22 protein-coding genes are annotated in these 22,289 nt (G+C 53.4%); 12 read left to right on the forward strand and 10 right to left on the reverse strand.

The window, feature by feature from the left end; translation table 11 throughout:
• Positions 1-2: 2 nt before the first annotated feature.
• The 3 genes from ltnD to AC13DE_RS11425 form a co-directional block, all read right to left on the reverse strand.
• Positions 3-902, reverse strand: coding sequence for an L-threonate dehydrogenase (ltnD, locus tag AC13DE_RS11415; RefSeq protein WP_446314147.1), 900 nt, complete (start codon positions 900-902; stop codon positions 3-5).
• Between the two features lie 61 nt (positions 903-963).
• Positions 964-1,824: a sugar kinase gene (locus tag AC13DE_RS11420; RefSeq protein WP_483047901.1), complete on the reverse strand. Its 861-nt coding sequence runs from the start codon at positions 1,822-1,824 to the stop codon at positions 964-966.
• A gap of 85 nt (positions 1,825-1,909) precedes the next feature.
• On the reverse strand, positions 1,910-3,418 hold the full coding sequence (locus AC13DE_RS11425; protein ID WP_483047902.1) for a UxaA family hydrolase: 1,509 nt from the start codon (positions 3,416-3,418) through the stop codon (positions 1,910-1,912).
• 205 nt (positions 3,419-3,623) lie between these two features.
• Here AC13DE_RS11425 and AC13DE_RS11430 point away from each other — a divergent pair, with 205 nt between their 5' ends.
• The 6 genes from AC13DE_RS11430 to AC13DE_RS11455 all read left to right on the forward strand — a co-directional run bounded on the left by AC13DE_RS11430 (position 3,624) and on the right by AC13DE_RS11455 (position 12,348).
• Positions 3,624-4,370: an SDR family oxidoreductase gene (locus tag AC13DE_RS11430; RefSeq protein ID WP_483047903.1), complete on the forward strand. Its 747-nt coding sequence runs from the start codon at positions 3,624-3,626 to the stop codon at positions 4,368-4,370.
• Entirely contained in the window at positions 4,367-6,187 is a 1,821-nt protein-coding gene (locus AC13DE_RS11435) for an IlvD/Edd family dehydratase (protein WP_446295833.1), read from the forward strand. Before AC13DE_RS11430 ends, AC13DE_RS11435 begins: the two co-directional genes overlap by 4 nt.
• 18 nt (positions 6,188-6,205) lie before the next feature.
• A complete protein-coding gene (locus AC13DE_RS11440) occupies positions 6,206-7,051 on the forward strand; it encodes a fumarylacetoacetate hydrolase family protein (protein WP_446314151.1) in 846 nt (281 codons plus the stop codon).
• Positions 7,044-7,991, forward strand: a complete 948-nt coding sequence (locus AC13DE_RS11445; protein ID WP_446295835.1) for a 2-hydroxyacid dehydrogenase — start codon at positions 7,044-7,046, stop codon at positions 7,989-7,991. The genes AC13DE_RS11440 and AC13DE_RS11445 overlap by 8 nt, the downstream gene beginning before the upstream one ends.
• A 139-nt stretch (positions 7,992-8,130) precedes the next feature.
• The gene (locus AC13DE_RS11450) at positions 8,131-8,721 is read left to right on the forward strand and encodes a LysE family translocator (protein ID WP_483047904.1); all 591 of its coding nucleotides are present in this window, start codon (positions 8,131-8,133) and stop codon (positions 8,719-8,721) included.
• Positions 8,722-9,063: 342 nt separating this feature from the next.
• The gene (locus AC13DE_RS11455) at positions 9,064-12,348 is read left to right on the forward strand and encodes a PhnD/SsuA/transferrin family substrate-binding protein (protein WP_483047905.1); all 3,285 of its coding nucleotides are present in this window, start codon (positions 9,064-9,066) and stop codon (positions 12,346-12,348) included.
• Positions 12,349-12,394: 46 nt separating this feature from the next.
• Here AC13DE_RS11455 and AC13DE_RS11460 read toward each other — a convergent pair whose 3' ends face one another.
• Positions 12,395-12,829 (reverse strand): flagellar motor protein, encoded by a 435-nt coding sequence (locus tag AC13DE_RS11460; RefSeq protein ID WP_446295839.1) that lies wholly within the window; start codon positions 12,827-12,829, stop codon positions 12,395-12,397.
• 3 nt (positions 12,830-12,832) lie between these two features.
• Positions 12,833-13,702 (reverse strand): flagellar motor stator protein MotA, encoded by an 870-nt coding sequence (gene motA, locus AC13DE_RS11465; RefSeq protein ID WP_446295840.1) that lies wholly within the window; start codon positions 13,700-13,702, stop codon positions 12,833-12,835.
• Between the two features lie 163 nt (positions 13,703-13,865).
• Here motA and AC13DE_RS11470 point away from each other — a divergent pair, with 163 nt between their 5' ends.
• Positions 13,866-14,426 carry a flagellar motor protein gene (locus tag AC13DE_RS11470; protein ID WP_483047906.1) on the forward strand — a complete coding sequence of 187 codons (561 nt, stop codon included), beginning with the start codon at positions 13,866-13,868 and terminating at the stop codon, positions 14,424-14,426.
• Between the two features lie 3 nt (positions 14,427-14,429).
• On the opposite strand, the gene AC13DE_RS11475 is transcribed toward AC13DE_RS11470, so the two are convergent.
• The 3 genes from AC13DE_RS11475 to AC13DE_RS11485 form a co-directional block, all read right to left on the reverse strand.
• Entirely contained in the window at positions 14,430-15,623 is a 1,194-nt protein-coding gene (locus AC13DE_RS11475; RefSeq protein ID WP_446315903.1) for a flagellar motor protein MotB, read from the reverse strand.
• Positions 15,624-15,758: 135 nt separating this feature from the next.
• Complete coding sequence (locus AC13DE_RS11480; RefSeq protein WP_483047907.1) at positions 15,759-16,220, reverse strand: Ros/MucR family transcriptional regulator; 462 nt, start codon at positions 16,218-16,220, stop codon at positions 15,759-15,761.
• Between the two features lie 185 nt (positions 16,221-16,405).
• Positions 16,406-16,666: a hypothetical protein gene (locus AC13DE_RS11485; protein WP_483047908.1), complete on the reverse strand. Its 261-nt coding sequence runs from the start codon at positions 16,664-16,666 to the stop codon at positions 16,406-16,408.
• A 268-nt stretch (positions 16,667-16,934) separates the two neighbouring features.
• Here AC13DE_RS11485 and AC13DE_RS11490 point away from each other — a divergent pair, with 268 nt between their 5' ends.
• The 5 genes from AC13DE_RS11490 to AC13DE_RS11510 all read left to right on the forward strand — a co-directional run bounded on the left by AC13DE_RS11490 (position 16,935) and on the right by AC13DE_RS11510 (position 20,339).
• The gene (locus tag AC13DE_RS11490; protein WP_483047909.1) at positions 16,935-17,639 is read left to right on the forward strand and encodes a response regulator transcription factor; all 705 of its coding nucleotides are present in this window, start codon (positions 16,935-16,937) and stop codon (positions 17,637-17,639) included.
• Between the two features lie 376 nt (positions 17,640-18,015).
• Positions 18,016-18,474, forward strand: a complete 459-nt coding sequence (locus AC13DE_RS11495) for a hypothetical protein (protein WP_483047910.1) — start codon at positions 18,016-18,018, stop codon at positions 18,472-18,474.
• 181 nt (positions 18,475-18,655) lie between these two features.
• Complete coding sequence (gene flaF / locus AC13DE_RS11500) at positions 18,656-19,081, forward strand: flagellar biosynthesis regulator FlaF (RefSeq protein WP_446295845.1); 426 nt, start codon at positions 18,656-18,658, stop codon at positions 19,079-19,081.
• Positions 19,082-19,086: 5 nt separating this feature from the next.
• Positions 19,087-19,506, forward strand: a complete 420-nt coding sequence (locus AC13DE_RS11505) for a flagellar biosynthesis repressor FlbT (protein ID WP_416879539.1) — start codon at positions 19,087-19,089, stop codon at positions 19,504-19,506.
• 8 nt (positions 19,507-19,514) lie between these two features.
• Entirely contained in the window at positions 19,515-20,339 is an 825-nt protein-coding gene (locus tag AC13DE_RS11510; RefSeq protein ID WP_446295847.1) for a DUF1217 domain-containing protein, read from the forward strand.
• On the opposite strand, the gene AC13DE_RS11515 is transcribed toward AC13DE_RS11510, so the two are convergent.
• The gene (locus tag AC13DE_RS11515) at positions 20,340-21,371 is read right to left on the reverse strand and encodes a flagellar motor switch protein FliG (protein ID WP_446295848.1); all 1,032 of its coding nucleotides are present in this window, start codon (positions 21,369-21,371) and stop codon (positions 20,340-20,342) included.
• A 95-nt stretch (positions 21,372-21,466) separates the two neighbouring features.
• On the reverse strand, positions 21,467-22,288 hold the full coding sequence (fliP, locus tag AC13DE_RS11520) for a flagellar type III secretion system pore protein FliP (protein WP_483047943.1): 822 nt from the start codon (positions 22,286-22,288) through the stop codon (positions 21,467-21,469).
• Position 22,289: the final 1 nt, after the last annotated feature.

The raw sequence follows: 22,289 nt of genomic DNA on the forward strand, positions 1-22,289 counted from the left end.
CGTCAGCCCTGCCCGGGCAATGTTAACCCAGCGTTGCGGGCATAGACCTTTGCCACCGCTGAATCATGTTCGCCCCCTAACCCTGATCCGGACGCGGCCAGATATTGCTGAAGTGCCGTAGCAGTGATGGGGGCAGCGAATTTTGCAGCCTTGGCGATGTCCAGAACGATCCCTAGATCCTTTGGCCAAATATCGACGGCGCTAAGTGGCCGGTAATCTCCGCTCACGATGGAAGGGGCGCGGTTTTCCAATGCCCAACTTGTCCCGGCGCACTGGCTTATGACGTCAAGAAATTGCGCCGGTGTCACCCCTTGCGTCATGCCAAAGGTCAGCGCCTCGGCCATTGCGGCGATCTGGACACCGGTAAGCATCTGGTTCACCGCTTTCATTGACGACCCCGCCCCGGCGGCTTCGCCCAGTTCGAAGACGCGTGTCGCCATGGCATCAAGAGCGGGGCGCGCCTTGCTAAAGGCCAAGCTGCTGCCCGAAGCAAGTATCGATAACTGGCCATCACTTGCTTTTAGGGTGCCGCCCGAGATCGGCGCATCAAGATAAAGCAGGTCTCGCTCGTGACAACGTGCCTCCATAGCGCGGGCAAAATCCGGAGCCACGGTAGCGCAAGCGATTATCACGGTACCTGCGGTCAACTTATCCGCGACCCCGCCCCTACCAAAAAGCACTGTTTCGGTTTGTTCAGCGTTCACAACCACGATAACCGCTGCATCCAGCGAGGCGGCTATTTTATCCAGGTCACCTTCTACCCCGCCGCATTCGCGAAAACGGGCTTCTGCTGCTGCATCCAGATCGAACCCATATGTGGTAACTCCACTACGACATAACGCGTTTGCCATGCCAAATCCCATCGCACCCAAGCCGAAAAGCGCAACATTGTAGTCTGACATCTTCGCCCCTCATATCGCCATTTCAAAAATGGTATACCATTTTTTCAGGCGTGCCAAGAAGCTAGGCAGGAATGATCGCACCACGATGTTGCACGACCTGAGCGGCTAAATCATGCCCTGAACGCAGTGCCTGTGCCTGGCTTTGTCCCGAAAAAAGAGCCGCCAGATAGCCTCCGTTAAAACTGTCACCGGCGGCGGTGGTATCCACCACTTGAGAAGCCGCAGGATAGGTTTGGTCTACGCTTTCCCCCAAAGAGATCGGCCCGTCGGCACCCCGTTTCAGCGCGCCGTTGCCCATGAACGCGGTAAATCTGTTCTCCACCTCAGCGGCTGTTTCATCGAACAATGCCATTTCGTCATCAATAGACGGTAACGCGATATCCGCCCGGTGCCACATTGATCGGGTAATCTGGCGCGCATGGTCGGTGGAATCCCACAAACTTGGGCGGTAGTTGCTGTCATAGATAAGCTGAACATCCGACTGGCCCAGCCAACTCAAAAATGCCAAGCGCACCTGATGCGGCAATATCGCCAGTGATATTCCCGACAGGTAAAGCGCCTCGTACCCTTCGAGAATGCTAAAATCGCCGGTGTCAAACAACGTGCGCGCCGCCGAAGCGCTGCGCCAATAGGTAAAGGAGCGTTCACCCGTATCATTGGTGGTAATGGCATAGAGCCCCGGCGTTTTATCAGGGCGCATCTCTATAGTCTCCACGCCGACGTTCTGCGCTGCGATAAAATCGCGTATCCGATGTGAAAAGCTGCAATTGCCTAACCGGCTGATATAATCGACCTGACAGTCCGGCGCGTTACGCTTCAGGTATATCGCGGTGTTTAATGTATCTCCGGCAACAGCAATCGCCGCCGAATTGCCTTGAACGGAAAGTTCAAGCATCGCCTCACCGATACATGCTATGCGCATCAGCTTTCTCCTTGATCACAACGAAACTGCCCTGGGTTTCCTGGACGTGTCTGCTTTGCCTGCATTGCGGATATTCGCGTAATGCTTACATGACCGCGCCGATTTGCCAGGGGACAAATTCATAGTCACCCAGCCCTTGCGACTCCGACTTGCTCATTTCGCCGGAAGCGACCCGCAAGAACATCTCGTAGATCTCGCGTCCCTTTTCCGCAACGCTCTTTCCTTCGCTCAGGATGGTGCCGGCGTCGATATCCATGTCTTCCGACATGCGTCGGGCCATCTCGGTGTTGGTGGCAATCTTGATGGTGGGTGCCGGCTTCGACCCGAAAGCAGAGCCGCGCCCGGTGGTGAAACACACCAGATTGCAACCCCCGGCAATTTGTCCGGTGACCGATGCAGGGTCATAACCAGGGCTGTCCATAAAGACAAAGCCGCGGCTGGTGACCGGCTCAGCATATTTATAGACGCCGGTCAGGGGTGTCGTGCCGCCTTTGGCAGCCGCTCCTAACGATTTCTCAAGGATGGTTGTCAGCCCGCCCTTCTTGTTCCCGGGGCTGGGATTATTATCCATGGAGCCTCGGTTGCGGGCTGTGTAATCCTCCCACCAGCGGATGAGCCCGACCAGTTTCTCGCCGGTTTTCTTATCAATGGCACGACGTGTCAGCAGATGTTCCGCACCATAGATTTCAGGTGTCTCGGCCAGCACGCCGGTGCCGCCCTGTGCAACCAGCAAGTCACAGGCATAACCAAGCGCCGGATTTGCCGTGATCCCGGACCACGCGTCCGATCCACCACATTGCAATGCGACCTTCAACTCTGAAGCGGGGCATTCCGTGCGCGCTGAAGCGTTCGCCAGCGGCAGCATCGCCTCGATTTTCTTGATGCCGAGTTCAATGGTCTGGCGCAGCCCGGCGACATTCTGAATATTCATGGTCTGGAAAAGCGGCCCCTGCTTGAGCCCGTAGGCCTCCAGGAGCCAGTCGATCTGGTTCATTTCGCAGCCCAGACCCACCATCAGCACACCCGCATGGTTGGGGTGGCGGGCATATCCCCACATCACGCGTTGCAACGCTTCGAACCCGTCGCCGTCGCCTGCCATGCCGCAGCCGGTTCCGTGCACGAATGCCGCAACTCCGTCTACGTTGGGGTATTGCGCTAATATGTCCGGGGTGAAATGGTCGGCGATCATACGGGCTGCGGTTGCTGAACAGTTCACCGAAGTCACGATAGCGATGTAGTTTCGCGTGCCGACGCTTCCATTTTCCCGGCGATACCCCATGAAGGTGTCGCGCTTGTCCTCTGGTACCGCAGCCACCGGCCGCAGATCAGTGGAGAATTCGTAATCCGCCTGGGTATTGCGGAACTCGACATTTTGAGTGTGAACATGCGCGCCGGCATCAATATCGCACGAAGCGTATCCGATTACCTGCGAGTATTTACGCACCGGTGCCCCCGCGGCAATGGGAACAGTCGCAATCTTATGCCCAGAAGGAATGAGATCAATGGTCACTACGGTCTCAACCGATACTCCCACCTCGAGCGGCCGCGTAGCCGTTACCACATTATCCGAGGCATCCAGTCGAACAGTTTGCATGGTGTCGCCTTTTGTTTCAGGTTGCAGACGTTCATCGTCCAAGGTTACGTTACGTCGGCTCTGCCAGCTCTACAAGTTCGAGGTCGGGATGTTTTTGCTTGACTGCTTGTGGATCGCAGGCCGTACATAGCCAGGCGCGACACATTGGCATACGCTGTGCAAAACTACAGTGGCAGGCGCGATGAAAAATCAGGGGGGATTTGCCATGGCAAACGGACGCCTTAAAGGCAAACGCGTATTGGTCACCGCGGCAGGACAGGGAATTGGCCGTGCCAGTGCATTGGCGATGGCGGCGGAAGGGGCACAGGTCTTCGCGACTGATGTGAACTCAGCAGTGCTCGAGACACTTCAGGGCGTTGAATCTTTTGCGTTGGATGTCCGCGATGAAGCCAGCGTAAAAGACGGGGTAGCACGCGCCGCCCCCGATGTGCTGTTCAACTGCGCAGGCTTTGTGCACCATGGGTCCGTTCTCGATGCGACGGATGACGAATGGGATTTCGCCTTTGACCTGAACGTACGATCCATGTTGCGCACGATACGCGCGGCGTTGCCGGGGATGTTGGCAAAAGGCAGCGGGTCGATCATCAATATGTCTTCGGCCTGTTCGTCGGTCATCGGCGCGCCGAACCGGTTTATCTATGGCACCACCAAAGCCGCTGTCATCGGCCTGACCAAGTCTGTCGCAGTTGATTATGTGGCCAAGGGCATTCGATGCAACTGCATCTGCCCCGGCACCGTAGAATCGCCGAGCTGGCACGATCGTGTCGACGCCCTTGGAAAACAACTCGGTAACAGGGAACAGGCTTTGCAGCAGTTCGTGGCGCGTCAACCAATGGGGCGGGTCGCCACCGCCGAAGAGATCGCAGCGCTTGTCGTGTACCTTGCCAGCGACGAAAGCGCCTTTACCACCGGGCATCCGCACATCATCGACGGAGGTTGGTCAGGCCAATGACCCAAGAGAAAAAAGCATCCGACCGGCGGATCGCCATCGAAGACCTGCGGTCACGCAAATGGTTCATGAACCCGGATAATCCCGAAATGACAGCGCTCTATCTGGAGCGTTACCTGAATTACGGTCTGACCCGTGCGGAACTGCAATCCGGCAAACCTATTATCGGGATAGCGCAAACCGGTAGCGATCTGAGCCCATGCAACCGCCACCACCTTGAACTCACAAAACGTGTGCGGGATGGTATCATTGCCGCGGGCGGCACCTGCATCGAAGTGCCTGTGCACCCTATCCAGGAAACCGGAAAACGGCCGACTGCGATGCTGGACCGCAACCTGGCCTATCTTTCGCTGGTTGAAACGCTTTTTGGTTATCCGCTGGACGGTGTGGTCCTGAACATCGGTTGTGACAAGACCACGCCTGCGCTTCTCATGGCTGCCGCTACCGTCAACATTCCGGCCATTGCGTTGTCGGTCGGGCCCATGTTGAACGGATGGTTCAGGGGTGAACGGACCGGATCAGGGACGATCGTCTGGAAAGCGCGTGAAATGCTGGCGGCAGGGGAAATCGACAACGAAGGGTTCATGGATTTGGTCGCCTCGTCCGCGCCCTCGGTCGGGTACTGCAATACCATGGGCACCGCCACCACGATGAATTCATTGGCCGAAGCGCTTGGTATGCAATTGCCCGGATCTGCTTCGATTCCGGCGCCGTACCGTGAGCGGGGCCAGATCAGCTATGAGACCGGCAAGCGTATCGTCGAGATGGTCTGGGAAGATCTGCGGCCTTCGGACATCATGACGCGTGAAGCCTTTGAAAATGCCATTGCAGTAAACTCCGCTATCGGTGGATCCACCAATGCGCCGATACACCTGAACGGGATCGCCCGTCACCTTGGCATCCCCCTGACCAATACGGACTGGCAAAAGATCGGTCACGATGTGCCGTTGCTTGTGAACCTCCAGCCCGCCGGAGAATATCTGGGGGAGGATTATCAGCACGCGGGCGGTGTGCCAGCCGTGATCGGTGAACTGATGGTCGCAGGGTTATTGCCGAATCCGGGTGCGATTACCGCCAACGGGCAAACGATGGAAATGAACTGTAGTCATCGCCGGTCTGAGGACCTTAACGTGATAAAGACGGTGGCGGACCCACTGAAACCTCAGGCCGGATTCATTAACCTGTCAGGAAATCTCTTCGACAGCGCAATCATGAAAACCTCGGTGATTTCGCCTGCATTCCGCAAATCCTACCTCTCGAATCCAGATGATCCGAATGCGTTTGAAGGTCGTGCGATCGTGTTTGACGGCCCCGAAGATTTTCACCATCGCATCGATGATCCAGCGGAAAATATTGATGAAGGCTGCATTCTGTTTATGCGCGGTGCCGGCCCCAAAGGATATCCCGGCGGTGCCGAAGTGGTAAACATGCGGCCCCCGGCATATCTGCTGAAACAAGGCGTTGAAGCGCTGCCCTGTGTCGGGGATGGGCGCCAATCAGGTACATCCGGCAGTCCTTCGATACTGAATGCATCGCCGGAGGCCGCTGACGGCGGCGGATTGGCGCTGCTTCGCACCGGCGATATGGTGCGTATCGATCTGGATAAATGCACAGCCGACATGCTGGTGCCGTTGGATGAACTGGCCACCCGCGCCCGTGATCTGGTCGCTGCCGGCGGATATGGTGTGCCGGAAAGCCAGTCACCTTGGCAAGCGCTGTTCCGCGAAAAAGTGGGGCGTTTTGACGAAGGTATGGTGTTGGACGGTGCCCCGGACTTCAGAGACATAGCGCGTAAATTTATGCCGCGCGACAACCATTGAACGAATAAAGGACCAAGCATGAAACTTGTACGTTACGGAGAAATCGGCTCGGAAAAACCTGGGCTGATGGTGGGCGACACCTTGCGCGATCTATCCGCCCACCTGGATGATATCACGGGTGCCACGCTGGATGATGCCACGCTAGCACGGCTGCGCGACCTAGACCCAGCGACCCTGCCCGCCGTCGCGGGCAACCCCCGTATCGGTGCCTGCGTCGGCAACATTGGCAAGTTTCTGTGCATCGGGCTCAATTATTCCGACCACGCCGCTGAAACCGGTGCCGCCATCCCCGAACATCCGATCCTGTTCTTCAAGGCCAACTCGGCGATCGTCGGCCCAAACGACGATGTGATGATGCCGCGCGGGTCGACCCATGTAGACTGGGAAGTGGAGCTAGGCGTGGTGATCGGCAAGAAAGCCAAGTATGTCAGCCGGGAAAATGCGTTGGATCATGTTGCTGGCTATTGTGTGGTGAATGACGTTAGCGAACGGTATTTCCAAACCAAGCTGACCGGCCAATGGACCAAGGGGAAATCCTGCGACACTTTCGGCCCTACCGGACCATGGTTGGTGACTCGCGATGAAATCCCGGACCCGCAAAACCTCTCCATGTCTTTGGATGTGAACGGCAAACGTATGCAAACCGGCAATACGTCGACGATGATCTTTTCAGTTGCCGAAATCATCGAGCACCTGAGCGGTCTGATGACGTTGCATCCGGGTGATGTCATCACTACAGGCACGCCTCCGGGCGTGGGTATGGGGATGAAACCGGAACCTGTCTATCTTAAGAAAGGCGACGTCATGGAGCTTCGCATCGAAGGGTTGGGGCAGCAACGTCAGAAGGTTGGTGAAGATGCCTGATGTCCTGGTAATCGGCGGAGCCACCGAAGCAATGCTGGCCCGCATGAGCGAAAAGTTCACTGTTCATAAATGGGCAGAGCACGACATGGACTGGCTTGAAGAAAACGCGGAAAAAATCACTCACGTGGTCACAAACGGGCATGACGGTGTCAGGCCCGAAATCATGGCCGCTTTGCCAAACCTTCAGATGATCTCGTGTTATGGTGTTGGATATGATGCCATCGACACAACGGAAGCTGTGCGTCGCGGTATCATGGTCACGCATACCCCGGGCGTATTGAACGACGAGGTCGCCACAACCGCGGTGATGTTGGTACTGGCGTGCTACAGAGAGCTACTGCGCGACGATGCCTATGTACGGTCCGGCGAGTGGGAAAAGAAAGGCAGTGCGCCTTTGACCCGATCCCTAGAGAACCAGACAATCGGCATCCTGGGTCTGGGCCGTATCGGTCAGGCGATCGCCACCAAACTTGCGCCCTGGAATCCGACGACCGTTTACCATTCCCGGACAAAGAAAGACGTGCCTTATACCTACTATGACAATCTCGAAGCGATGGCTGCGGATAGCGATATTCTGATCTGCATCACTCCGGGTGGTGCGGAAACCCGCAAGATCGTCAATGCTGAGGTGCTGGCAGCGTTGGGGCCAAAAGGCACGTTGATCAATGTTGCCCGTGGCTCTGTCGTGGATGAAACCGCGCTTATCGACGCATTGCAATCCGGCAAGCTGGGTTGGGCCGGCCTTGATGTGTTTGAACAAGAGCCCAAGGTGCCGCAAGCCCTGCGCGACTTGCCAAACACCGTACTGTTACCCCACGTCGGAAGCGCAACCGTGGAAACCCGCACCGCGATGGCAAACCTGACCGTCGAAAATCTTTTGCAGCATTTGGAAACGGGCACGGTCGCTACGCCCGTACCTGAATGTGCGACAGATCGGTGACGCACGTTTTTTCACCGCCGAACCTTGATGAAGGTATGAACGCCCGGCCATGCAAAGGATGACGCTCGCAAAAGTAACCTCCGGTACCTGGCTCGACGAAGATGGGTGACCGCACTGTCAAAGCGCCCGGGTTCTCTTGATGCTCCAGTTTGCGCTTGCGGTGTTCTTTCTGATTGTGACGCCGGGGCCCGGGGTCCTGTCGACCGCAGGTGTCGGTGCCGCATTCGGGTTTCGTGCGGGGCTGGCCTATGTGATGGGTCTATTCGTCGGAAATAACACCGTAGCCACGTTGGTCCTTACCGGCATTGCCGCGATCGCTTTTACCGTACCTTGGCTGCGCGGTGTGCTTTTGGTTGCCTCCGTACTGTATCTGCTGTGGCTAGCGTGGCGGATCGCACGCGCCGGTGCCAAAATAGGCTTTATCGCCGCGCAAAAACCGTTGGGCTTTTGGAACGGCCTATCCTTGCAGCTGATCAACCCCAAAGCGTATGTTGTCCATACTACGCTATTTTCTGGTTTCGGGTTCTTTGGCAGCAATATCGCTATGGAAACGGTGCTTAAGCTGCTGATCATGAACCTGATCTGGATACCCCTGCACCTTGCATGGCTTTGGGCGGGTGTTAGCCTCCGCAGAATGGACCTGAGCGCCCGCACCCAGAGCCGGGTCAACTTTGCCATGGCATTATCAATGCTGGTCGTAGTCGGGCTTGCCTTGATCTCACAGGTGTAGAACAGGGCGGGGATGTATTTCCCCAAACCAGTTTTTAATGACCAGCAAAATTTCAGGGTATTATTATTGGTTAAAAACTCTATGTTTGGGTCAGTAAATGTTCGCTACGTCTGGTGTTGTGGTTTCCGGCTAGGTTTTCATGATAAACACCATGTGTGACGGATCGGGGCTCCCCTTTTCACACGAGAAAAAAGTCAAAAGCCAAGTGATTGCCCACCCTGTTTCTCAGTTACGATTGTCAAATGTTTTTCGCGGCATTACGCCTGATCCAAGACGTAACATATGAAAAAGCTTTGGCGGATTGTTTCGACGGGTGCCGGTTTAGTTAAGCCGGAAAATGCAATGAAAGACCAAAATAGTTACATGGTGGCCCCGAAATTCACCAAGCGGACCAGAACAACCCTGCACAGGCTGATCCTGACAATGGCAGCGTGGTTCATGGCGTTCAACCTGCTTGCGTTCCCGGTCTTGGCGCAAGCAAACGCGGAAAACCGCCCGGCCAAAAACATCAAGATCGGTATTCTCGTTTCAGAAGGTGTGACCCGGGCTCTTGATAGCTGGGTGCCCATGGCAGCGACCCTGAATGCAGCAGCCCAAGCCAAGGATTTGGCCTATAAGTTCGAGGTCGCGCCCTTTACCGATGGCGCGATGATAGACAGGATCCACCAGGGCGAACTTGATCTGTTCCTGGTCGACCCGGCAGCGTTTGTCGTAGCCGAGGTGGAAGATAACGCGCGTCCATTGTTGTCGGCGGCGCAAGTCTGGGACGGGCAAACCTATGACCAGACCGGGGTGGTGGTTTTCACCAAAAGTGACAGTGATATTCGGTCGATACCCGATGTATCCGGGCGCAGCATCATGGGGGTCGCTGCGAATGAAATGACCGGATGGAAGCTGGCGCTACAGGAATTCAGGAAATACCGGCTGGACATCGCAGACATTTCAGCACGGGCCCTGTTCTCGGGTGGCAACCAGCGCGAAGTGGTTTATGCCGTGCAGACGGGTCTTGTTGATGTCGGTGTGATCCGTGCTGGAGTTCTGGAAAACCTGGCCAGATCGGGCGTTATCAACTTGGATGACTTTCGGCCTCTTTCTCCGGTTTCGCATGAAGGATACCCGTTTTGGGTAAGTACGCAGCTTTATCCCGATTGGATAATGGCGGCGATGCCCGGTGTACCCGAGGACGTTTTGGCCTTGGTCATAGACACTTTGCTGGGCCAGAATGGTAAAAACTCCACGTCGGTGGCATCGGGTGGCACTGTCTGGTTGCCACCGCAAAATTATCAGTCGGTGCACGAGCTTTTGATATCCCTGCGTGCGCGTCCTTACGAAAACTATTTGCAACGCTCTGCGGTTCGTATCGCAGCAACCTATAAATGGTTGGTGTTAGGCGTACTGTTACTGATCGTATTGTCACTGTTGTTTTTGATATTTCAACTTCGTCAAAGTGCGCGGCAAGCCAATGCACGCAAGGACGTTCTGAAATCAGAGGTGAAATCAAAGGAGTTTTATCGCACTGCCGTAGAGGCTCACACTGTGTTTTGCATGCTGTCGCATAAGGGGATAATTTCGTATGCCAACACTCAATTTCAGGACGCGATCGGACGCTCACGGGCCAATCTGATCAATAAACCGCTGGTCGACCTGCTGGACGAGCGTAATCAGGACACGTTTCACACTGAAATTTTCCCAGCAATGGAGACAGGCACCCCCTGGCGCGGGACGTTGTTGCTGCAAAAGGAAAATGGGAAATCGCTGTGGCTGCAATGTAGCTTCGTCCCGGTGATGGAAAATTCCAAGCAACTGAGCGAGATAGCCATCGTTGCATCAGATATGACAGAGACCCGCGAGGGAGTGTCCGAAGCTAGGTTCAACAATACGCTTGAACTGCTTCAGGACCACGTTGTTGTGTTCAGTCCCCGGACCTATACCCTGATGTATGTGAACTCCTCCGTCACGCGACACCTGTTGGACGAACGGTTGGGAGCATCATGGAAAAACAAGAGCCTGTCGGAACTGATTAAACCGCAAGATTTCGAAAGCCTCAAAACAAGGTGCGAAGCCCTTATCGAAGGACCGGAACGCCGCGTAACCTGGGAGGTGGAGACCAAGGCGGGCACGACTTACGAAATCAGTTTGGAATATGCCTGCCCGGCCCAGGACGAGCCACGCTTTATCGCGATTTACCGTGACGCTTCACAACGCAAGGTCGCCGAGAAGGCAAAAAGCGAATTTGTTTCCACAGTCAGCCATGAACTTCGTACCCCGCTTACATCGATCAAGGGGGCCTTGGGGTTGGTCTTATCAGGCGCAACAGGGCAGCTTCCCGACAAGATGAAAGGATTGGTCAGCATGGCTGCGGCAAGTTGTGACCGACTGATCTTGCTCATCAACAGCATTTTGGATCTCGAAAAGATCGAGGCGGGAACACTAGACTACCGGATGACAGCGCATGACCTTTCCGACACGCTAGAATCCGTGCTACTGATGAGCAGGCAACATGCAGGGGATTCCAGCATATCAATCCGCAGGGTCATGTCCGATGACCCGGGGCCGTTCCTGACGTTCGGCGACCCTAAACGGTTGCAGCAGGCGTTGGAAAACCTGATGTCGAACGCCACAAAGTTTTCAGACGCCGGGGCGGAGGTGCTTGTTTCACTGAAGCGTATGGAAAATCGGCTGAGGATTACGATACGGGATTTCGGTGCTGGGATTCCCAAGTCGGCACAGGGTTCGATATTCGAAAAATTCACTCAAGCCGACAGCTCTGACAGTCGCAGTAAGGGCGGCACCGGGTTGGGCCTGACCATCGCCAAGGCCATTATCGAACACCACAAGGGCCGCATATCGTTCTTTAGCCAAGAAGGCATAGGTACCGAAATTGTCGTGGATTTGCCGTCGCTGGCAAGCGAAGAAGCCCCAGCACTTCCAGAAGAACCCATGCCCAAAGCGGAGGTAAGCGCGTTTTCTGCTGATCTGTCCTCAGAGGTCAACGTGTCACCGGCGATGACACCTAAAACTGCTGCGCAATGCCTACTGCAACAGGTGACTGCATCCGGGTTCGATCCGACCTATGACTTTGGAAAGATCAATATTGCAAAAATAGCAAGCGGTGCAGACACTACGAAAATGCCGTTAATCGAAAAGTGGATAACGCCTGCTGAAAAAACTGTGTGGTCAGAGTTGTTGCAGCGCGAACAGATTCTTGAAGCAAAGTTGTGTCTGGTCGAAATCACTTCGGATGCAGATCACAGCGTTTTTGAAAGCACAGTCACCGCCGCTAACCAATTGCGTAGCTGGCTTACCCAGTGCGCGGAACATCTCGGCGGACCGCCGCAACCGAAAATCTACTCTGTGACAGAGAACCCGGAAATTGCTGAATGGCTAGTCGGGCAAAATATACTTACGTTCAATTCAGTGGTAGAGTTGACTGAATTCGCCGAAACTGCACCGGCGGATCTGGTGCTGACCGTTGGCGAAAAGGCTGGGGCCGCCTTGGTGGCGGCGTCTGCAACGCGGCAAGGGCTGATGCCCGATGGATGGCCAACGTGCATTCTTGCGGTAAATAACGTCGGCCAGCGTACGGTACCGGGCGTCGTTTCAAAGTTTTCCAGCAGCGCACGGTGATCAGCCTACGGGGCTTGCCCCAGCGGGCTAGGAACGCCGACGCGCGCTAAAAGACCGCGCCCTTCTGAAACGACACAGCGCGTGAGATGTCATCCAATTCCGCGTATTCCGCGCGCTGAGCTTCCATATCGACATCGGCCCGAACCCGCGCCAACACGTGAAGGGTCGTCTTGGATTCGCGAAACGTATCGAAGAGTCGTTCTTCCAACGCCTCTATCTGCGCTGAAAGCGCATTGCTCTCGACGAGCAGCCCCTCTTTCTGCCGGTCGACTGACGCCAGGTAAGCGTGAAGATACACGCGCATGTCAGGCGTGCTTTCTGCTGATTCACGTGCCGCACTGTCCGACAACGTTTGCCGTTGTCGCGCAAGGTCGTCTTGTCGTGCTCTAAGTGCTGAAAGCTCCACCCCGACCATATCCAACTCGTGCTGTTTGATGTCGTTGATAAGAGCCAAAGCAGAAAGGGTGTTCTGCCTTGCCATGGTTTATGCAGCCTCAGGCATCTGCTTGCGCGCATCTTCCATTTCATAGAATGACGGCTGCAAACTTGAAGGGATGTTACCGCGGCCGATTTCAGTACAGATGGCAGGCGAATGGTTGTGCAAGATGGCAATAAAAATATCTCGGATAACAGCATAATATATACCGTCCTGATCCTCGATTGCTTGCAGGCGGTTCGCGACGGGTGAAACAAATAGATAAGCCAAGAAAACCCCCAAGAACGTCCCGACCAATGCACCCCCGATCATGGCACCCAGAACTGCTGGCGGCTTGTCGATAGATGACATGGTCTTAATCACGCCCAGAACAGCAGCGACGATCCCGATTGCGGGCAGGGCGTCGGCAACAGTGGTAAGCCCATGTGGCGCTACAAGCGCCTCGTGATGATGTTTCCTGAGCTTACGATTGATTACATCTTCAGCTTGATAAGGGTCGTCAAATTGCATCGCGAGCATGCGGAAGCTGTCAGTGATCAGATCGATGGCAAAGTGATCTTTTTGCAGCTTGGGATATTGGCTGAATATCGAACTTTCCTGCGGGTTTTCGATATGTTCATCCAAAGACAGCATCCCGCCCTGCTGGTACTTCTTGGCTAAAGTGTACATCAGATTAAGCAAATCGACATAATCATGCGACTTCCATTTTGGTCCCTTGAACGCCTTCACCAAGGCCAGACCTGCCCCTTTGATATTGGCAAAGGAATTTGCAGCAATAAACGAACCTAGCGCGGCACCGCCGATCATCATGCCCTCAAAAGGTAGGGCATGAGTAATAATTCCCATGTCACCCCCGGACAGCATGTAGCCGCCAAAGACCATGCCCATCACAACAACAAAGCCCAGAATGATCGTCATTTCAGTTCCACTTGCAAGTTTTCAAGTACTTTAGTGTTTTTCCCCTAAAGCTCAAGAACAGTTGTCTTTAATCCAAGTTTAAAATTTACAATATGAAGACTAATTGCTATCTTTGCATGAGTTAGTTAAGATTATTTTTGTGCCAATGCTGGAGTAAGCTGCAATGCCGGATGTGGAAAGCACCCTCATTATTCTTATTGATGCGGATGACGTAAAATTCGCATTTTCGGGGTGGCCGGACCATATCTGTCTCGCCGCTTGTCTCTCCAGTGATGGCACGTGCAGCATGATTGTGTTTCGGCGCGACGAACGTGACGAGATCCCCGCGCGGCTGCTTAAAGTGTTGCGGCTCAAGCCAAGCCAGGTATGCTTTGTCCCTCAAATTTCGGGATACCGAACAAAACAGTTTCTTTATTCCGATGAACGCCGCTTGATGGCTTTGGTGGCGTCTGATCCTGTCATTTTAGAAGAAGCCACCGACTATGCGGTGAACTACAACTACGCATTGGAAGAAGGGCTTGATCCCGCTGTGCTGTTAGGTTTGCAGCCGGCGAGCGACGTTGCGCCCGCCCCGATGCCTCAGTATAACCCTGCTACCCGATCGACAGAAGCAGATGTAAATCCGCTGCTGCCCGATTTTTTACGCCGCTCTGTTGAACGGTCTCGTCGGCCAATGTTCTCGAGCCGACGCAGAGCGAGCCACAGCGTTCTGGCGCAGGCTTAACGCTCAGCGCAACGCGTTCCGAAGGTTCTGGAAGACCTGGCCATCCAAAGTGGCGTCGCGGGGCTCTGTATAGTCAGCCGCCAGTTGCGTGCTCGGAACCTCTGGTGGAGTTGTGGATTCCGTAGAATTCGCGGCAACGGAACTACCTTGAGAATCGACGGCCGTTGATGCCTCCTTTTGGGGTGCCGCGTCTTTGGTCTTCTGATACTGCACATAGATCGAAATGCGGCGGTTGGACGGATCAACCGGATTCTCAGGCACCAATGGGTCCGTATCAGCGAGACCGGATACACGAATAACCCTGTTGCGAGCCACGCCAGACGCTTCAAATACCCGCCGCGTCGCATTTGCGCGATCGGCTGAAAGATCCCAGTTGTCGTATTTGCGACCGTCTGCAAACCGCACCGCATCAGTGTGCCCGGCAATGGTGAGCTTGTTAGGCAGGCTGGCGAGCGACTTGCCTAGGTTCTGTAAAAGAAGCTCCGTAGGCCCCTGCATCTCTGCGCGCCCACTATGAAACATCGCGCGCCCTTTTTGGTCGATGATTTGAATCAGCAACCCTTCAGGACTCTTCTCAAATATAACGTTCTGCTTCAACGGGTCCAAATCTGGATTTTGCTCCATCGCTTGCAAAATTTCCCGCTGCAATTCTTTGAACTTGATATCATCCTGCGCGTGTTCGTTTTGTTGCGCTTTCGAACTTTGCTCCCCGTTTTTGACAGCGTTCGCGCTTTCGGACGGCTCTACATAGTCTTTGAGCGGTGCCGCGGCGGCGGGGTTTTCAAATTTCCCCTCTTGGGATCCCAATACCTTTTCTTTCGGATCAGTCGAAGCTGTGGTGTCGTTTATCTCCCAGTTTGCCGGCGTAGGGTCATCCATCTTGCCCAATTCACTGCCTCGGGCGACGACACTTCCGTTTGAAGCGGTCAACGTACCGGGTGGCCCCAGCGTGGCACCGTCAAGGACCCCCGTCCCGCCGGGTAGGGTCGCATTGGTAAAATACTCGGCAATACCTCGTAACTTCTGCTCATCGGCGCTGGCAAGAATCCACATCAACAAAAAGAACGCCATCATTGCCGTCATGAAATCTGCGTAGGCGACCTTCCAACCGCCGCCGTGATGGCCCCCGCCTTCGATAACCTCAACTTTTTTGAATATTTTGGGTTGCGTCGTCGCTACCATCTTAGCCTGCCTCATCTCTCCCGATCCCTAGGATCGTTTCAATAAACGCACGACTGCACGTTTCGATTCACAGAGAGGTATCGAGGGTAATTTGGCGTTCAGGACGACAAAAGAGTGTCAAGACAAAGGCATGGACGTTTTTCGGCTGTTTTATTGGGCAGCGCCATGCTCCAGGGAATCTTCACGTGTATACCGCCCCAACCCGGCCTTTTTTGCATATTCCGCCTTACGGATCGAATAGTTGGGCGCGACCAACGGGTGATCAGCATCCAACCCGAATCTTTCCCGATAGTCATTTTCACTGAGGCCGTGTTCTGCGCGCAAATGGCGTTTCAACATCGTGAAAGAGCGGCCACAGCAAAGACACGTTACCGCATCTTGCGTGAACGATTCACTGACAGGGACAGCAGGAACCCCCATCGTACGCGTTTCATCGGCTGCGAGAGACAAGGACTGCTGTTCGATCGTTCGGTGTTCGATCCCGGCCAATACCTTTGGCAACGCACGCGCCAAGGCGATGATTTCGTCAACCGAAGCACCTTCCCGGCTCGCGAAGGATTCAAGCACCCGAATGGTAGCTTCAGAAATAGGGCGGTCGTTAAAATCAGTCACGGCGTTTGCCTTCTTATATCTGGGCCGTCATAGGAGACGCGATCGAAATTCTGTAACCTTGGCAGTAGGAAGGTTAGGTAACACTCGCTGGGAATTTATCAAGAATACTACTCTCAAGAGGCGATTCTTGCAAAGAATTCCAGCTTAGCAATTTTGATCACGCTATCTATTGAAAAGAATTGAACTTAATTCATTTGAATATCGTCGGCTTTTTTCTTTTCTAACCCATCGTTTTGCAAGCATTCTGCTTTGTGTCTCTTGAATTTTTCCCGCTGCGCATATCCATCGGTCAACAGTATACCTGACCTGAGAACCACATGGCTTGCAACACGTAAAGCTTTGTACAGAAACGGGTCCTGCTGGCTTGATTGCAGCAAATCCTCCATACGTTCAACGACCGCAAAGGCATCGCTGCGCGAATTGGTCGGGTTATAGATGCCAGTCATAGCTCGCGCCTGTCATAAGAGATCGAACAAGGCGCATTCTGCAGCCTATGTCAGTACACTTAGCGGGCAAAGTTAAAGAATAGTGAAAACTTGTCTTTTAAATCGGTCCAAGGTTAACATCGCTAATCCTTCATGAGTATTTATGAAAAGGGTGAAGCAAGCCTGTCGAAACCCACCAACCCTTCTCCATGACAGGCGACGTCTTAACCTTTGAACCTGATCGGGGAACTGTGTACTGTAGGGCTTCAAAATGGGGGTCGAATAACCAGTGTCGAACGGAAAAAGAACCATCACGTCTTTTTTGGTCTACGCTGATCCGGCTATCAAGAATTCGCTGAGCTATCTGTTTTCGGTCGTACTGAAGTTTGAGTTCGACGGGTGTGTGAGTGCGGATGATGTTGCCCGACGATTGCATCGTGAGGCTGCCCCGCATCTGGTTTTTGTAGATATGACCCATGATGTCCCGCAGGCACTTGAGAGTATCAGGCAACTACGGAGCTACGCGGCAGAATCTGTGATAATCGCCATGCAAAGGCCCGATAGCAGATCGGGTTGCGACGCGTTCATTGCGGGGGCTTCAGATGTTGTCGTTTGGCCCTGTAACCTACGCGAGCTGGCGGCGCGACTGATGGTGCGCCTATCGCAGACGCCTGGCACCGATCTTTTGCCAGATGAAACCACCGACTGGGACGCAGAAGCTTACATCACCTCACGCGCCTCTCTGACAGTTTCCGAGGCGCAGGTTATGCGCGTTCTATATGCACATGACGGCAAAATCGTATCTCGGGACGAGATGAGTCTGGCGGTGGACGCGCGGCCCTGGCGGTACGGTGATCGGAAGTTCGACGTCCACGTTGCAAAGCTACGGAAGAAACTGTCCAAAACCTTTGGGGACGGCATTCTGGTGTCGACCGTAAGGTCCAGTGGCTACCGATTGTGCACAGGTGGCGCAAATATTTTTGAGCTAAGCTAAGCGCGGGGCCTCGGCGCTGTTTCTTCACCGATTCCCAAATTTGTCGTGCCGATTTCCCCGAACCGACGCCGATATCCTTTCACAAAGCAACAATAGAAATGTAAATTTAGGCGAGCCTGTTTACCTCTCTACATTTTGCCCTACCTACCAAAGATGGTGTTCGCGCGGGATATATCCACTATATTTGGTTACTGAAAAATAACGTAAATCGTCGATTTACTGGGCACTACCCTTCGACATCCGCTTCTTATGGTAATTGGTCCGGCGGTCTGTTTCATCGGTAGGGCGGCTTGAAATATTAACAAATCGTTCATTCAAATCGCTGTGATTGGCAGGTACCCTGAGGTTGTACCAACACTTACGAGGGATATACGTTATGCGTTCTGAGCTTATGGAACACATCTGGGGCAATCGTCTGGAGCTTACCGAAGCTCATAGCGTTTCGCCTTTGGGACGCATATTGAACTCTCTTTTGGCCGCACCGTTAACCAGGTTTATCATACACGGACGAGACGACCAATGCGCACCCTTTGCCATGTATGCAGGCGAGGAAATCATACCCGGGGCAACTGTTGCGGACGTTATGGAAGAAGAGTTCGGACTTGATCTGAACGAAGATGCCATCATCCTGTTTGAAGCGCGTTCGGCAGTTGGAACGGACCAGACATCGCCGGAGCAATTGGGGCGCTCCATTGGAAATATCATCGTGTCATTGGCCTCTTTTGAACAGAAAAGCGCGCTGTTGGGGGACGGATTTACAGACGCAGACTGGGCGGTGCGCAGCTTGGGTAATACGGGCAATCGGTTCGGCAAGCCGTCGCTTCACATCCATTAGGTGCATACTGCCAAGATCGCTAAACCAGAGGCAACAGGTACCGCCCCCAGCAAAAGCTGAATGCAGCAAACATGTGTGACATGGTTGCCATACTTTTGATTTCTTTAGCAAAAATTAGCCTAGCATTGCTCATTCCGGGGATTCTTTAAATTTCCCTTAACTGATACACTCTACAGTTGTTGTGAGGCAGAAAAAGGCAAAAAAGATGAGTGTAACCGCATATAAGCGGACCATTTCGCATACTGAAGAACCCCGGCAAATTGAAAGAAGGATTCTGGCAAGCGTCACGTCACGGCTGGAAGTCGCCTGCGAAGCGTTTGATTCTCAACAAGAAAAGCCAGAACGTTTGAGAATACTCGCCGATGGCTTGCGTGAAATACTTTGGGAAAATCAAAGGATCTGGCTGACTTTCAAAGCGGATCTTGCCGAAGCGGAAAACGGATTATCCGCTGAACTGCGCGCCGCGCTGATATCGCTTTCGCTGTGGGTGGAAACTCACACCAAAGGTGTTCTTGCTGGCTCGAGAAACGTTCAGCCGCTGATAGATATAAACCGTAACATTATCGACGGGCTCGGCGGGCGGTCCATCCGCGTCGCTGCGGAGTAACGCTTATGGCATTGCGACTGACATTAAAGCCCAACGAACGCGTCTTAATCAATGGGTGTGTCGTGCGCAACGCCGACAGGCGTCAGGTACTTGTTATCGAAAGCCACGCAGACATCATCCGCGAGGCAGATCTTCTGGGTCAGGAAGAACAGCGAACACCGGTAAAAGAAGTATATTTCTTTATTCAGACCGCCCTACTTGACCCCGCTACGCGTGAAAAACTGGTCCCTATTATTCAGAAACGATTGGGCAAGCTGGTACCTGTATTCCATGACGAAATGGCAAATCATATCTTTGAGGCGGCCGCACATGTTTCCAGCGCGGACTTTTACAAAGCCATGCGCACTTTACGTTCACTGATGGCCTACGAAGAAAAGCTTTTCGAAATGATCCAGCAAAAGAACGCCGCAACCGCAGCAGAATAGGATGGCCAATGCTTAGTATTTCCGGCTTGGGGAGCTCAACCGCATTAAAGTTAATTGATGCCACCCGCGAAAAGCAATTAACGCTCATGAGCAATGACCCGGTGAACAAACGCGCGGAACAGGCGTTTCGCGAAAGAATCGGCAGTATTACCTCACCTAAAGAACTTATCGCTGATTACGAAGTCTATAGTTTCGTCATGCGCGCTTTTGATCTGGAGGAACAGATATTCGGAAAAGGCTTGATCCGCAAAATGCTTGAATCGGATCCAGTTGCCCCGGATTCGTTGATGAACCGCTTGTCCGACAGTCGATTTCGCGAACTACATCTCACGCTGGGTTTTACAACAGAGGCCGGCCCGCAGGTCCCTGATCTGAGCAATTCCAAGTTTCAGGATGCTCTGGTCGCAAAATTTTACAACCGGCAATACATCGATGAAAATGACAGTCAGAATGAAACGGTCGGCACCATCCTCCAGTTTCGCGATAAATTCAGCGGAATCAATAACTGGTTCCAAGTCCTGAGCGATGAAAAGCTGACCAATTTTTTTCAGGTTTCTCTTGGCCTGCCCCAACAGATGGCTTCGTTGGATATCGATAAACAAAAGAAGTTACTTACTGAAAAGTTTGACTTGAAAAAATTGGCTGATCCGGATGAACGGCAGCGCCTGATTACCAAGTTCGCAGCGATTTCAGATGTATTGAACCCACAGGCGTTTCAATCAAACAATACGGCGTTGAACTTGTTGCAATCATCTAATTTGGGTGGGCAATTCGTGCCGTTCACCATCGATATCTCTGCTGTGACATTTTCTGCTTCGCGACTATATCGCTGATCAAAGCGGTTCGTCGTCCATCAGGTCCTCTTCGTCATCAGGCAAGGCGATACTCCCATCTGACATCAGCTTTAACGCCGCTTGTACCAATTGCGTTTGCGCCTCTTTCACGTCTTTGGACTTAACCGGCCCCATTGACGACATTTCGTCTTGCAGCATGTCTCGCGAACGCGATGGCAAAGACCCAAGAAAGTATTCACGCAACTCTTTTTTGGCACCGCGCAGCGCAAGAGGTAGGGTATTCCCGCTAACCTCACGCATCACTTTGCCCAACATCATCGCGTCAAATTTCATCAAGTCGTCAAACACGAACATCTTTTGTTTTATAGCCAAAAGCTTGTCGGGTTGGCGCTGCTCCAGTGTTGTGGATATGGTGGCAAGCAAATCTTCATCCAGCTTGTTGAATATAGATATCAGCTGTCCTTCTATGCGTGCCCCGGCACTGTTCCCCGCCTTCGCCAATACATCTTCGCGAAGCGTATTTTCTATATTCTGAATTGTATCAACGGGTAATTTGTCCATGCCCATGATCCGTTCAATCAAGTCGGCAGCCCGGTCCACACCCAGCAAGGGCAATATTTTTGCCGCAACATCAGGCCGTAGGCGCGTCAGAATAACGGCGATGGTCTGGTTATGCTCTTTGCGCAAAAACGCGAGTAATTCGTTTTCGTCTAGGTCGGACAAATCTTTCCAGACGTTATCAATCTTCTTGCCATCTATTTCTTGTAAGATCTCGGCGACGCGATCCTCGGGCAAGAATTCTTTCAGCAACCCCCGCGCAGCTTCGATAGACCCGACGACGCTGCCCGTGTGATTCACCTTTTGATCAAACTCGGCAATGATTTCCTCGACGATGCCGGCATCAACTTCGCCCATGTTGGAAATGGCCGCGGTAATCTGGCGGATTTCACCCACGTCCAGTTGTTGCATGATGGCGCCGCCGCGCTCTTCGCCCAGGCACAAGAACAAAATTGCGGACTTTTGTGCGCCCGACATATGCCGATGTTTGCGAAGAGGAACAAACTGGTTCATTTCTGCGCCGAATCCCGTCCTAGAATGTTTCAGGTGTACCAAAGGATATCGCAAACTATACTTGGTTTATACGGTTAAATGTCTGCTTTGTTCATTTAGCCCGCCGCGTAGGATTGGATCAGTGATCCAGCAAGCATATACCAGCCATCAATCAGGACAAAGAAGATAACTTTGAAAGGTAGCGACACCAGCACTGGTGGCAACATCATCATACCCGCGCTCATCAAGATTGAAGCGACGATTAAATCAATCGCAACAAATGGCAGATATATGAGAAAGCCGATGGTAAAGGCACGGCGAAGCTCCGAAATCATGAAAGACGGTACAAGCACCCGCCAGCTTGGCAAGGTCGCAGGACCGTCCGCGGGTGCCACCGTTTCGTTTGCAATATCACTGAACAACTGCAAATCTTTGTCACGCGTATTGACCAGCATGAAGTTATAGAACGGCTCCGAAATATTACGGATGGCCTGTTCTTCGATGATCGCGTTATCCATCAACGGTATCAACCCGCTTTCCCATGCGTCTTCAAACACCGGTTGCATAACAAAGAACGTCATGAACAGGGCCATTGCGTTCAAGACGATATTTGGGGGAGTCTGGTTCAACCCAAGCGCCAATCGCAACATCGAAAAGACGATGATAAACCGGGTAAAACTGGTGACCATGACCAGCAAGCCCGGAGCAACGCTCAGCGCGGTGATGATCGCAAATAGCTGGATCAGTCGGCCAGACAAGCTGGCACCCTGATCGCTTCCGGGGGCGACGCTGCCGAACGTCGATGACAAGTCGCGCACCATACTGCCAAAATCTGCTTCTTGAGCAGCGGCTGACTGCCCCAAAATCAGATATGCGGCGCTTGATATCGCGATGACATAAACCAGCTTAGGGCTGAAATGTATCGCCGGTTTGTCCATC

The sequence above is a fragment of the Sulfitobacter sp. L-8 genome (assembly GCF_056859255.1).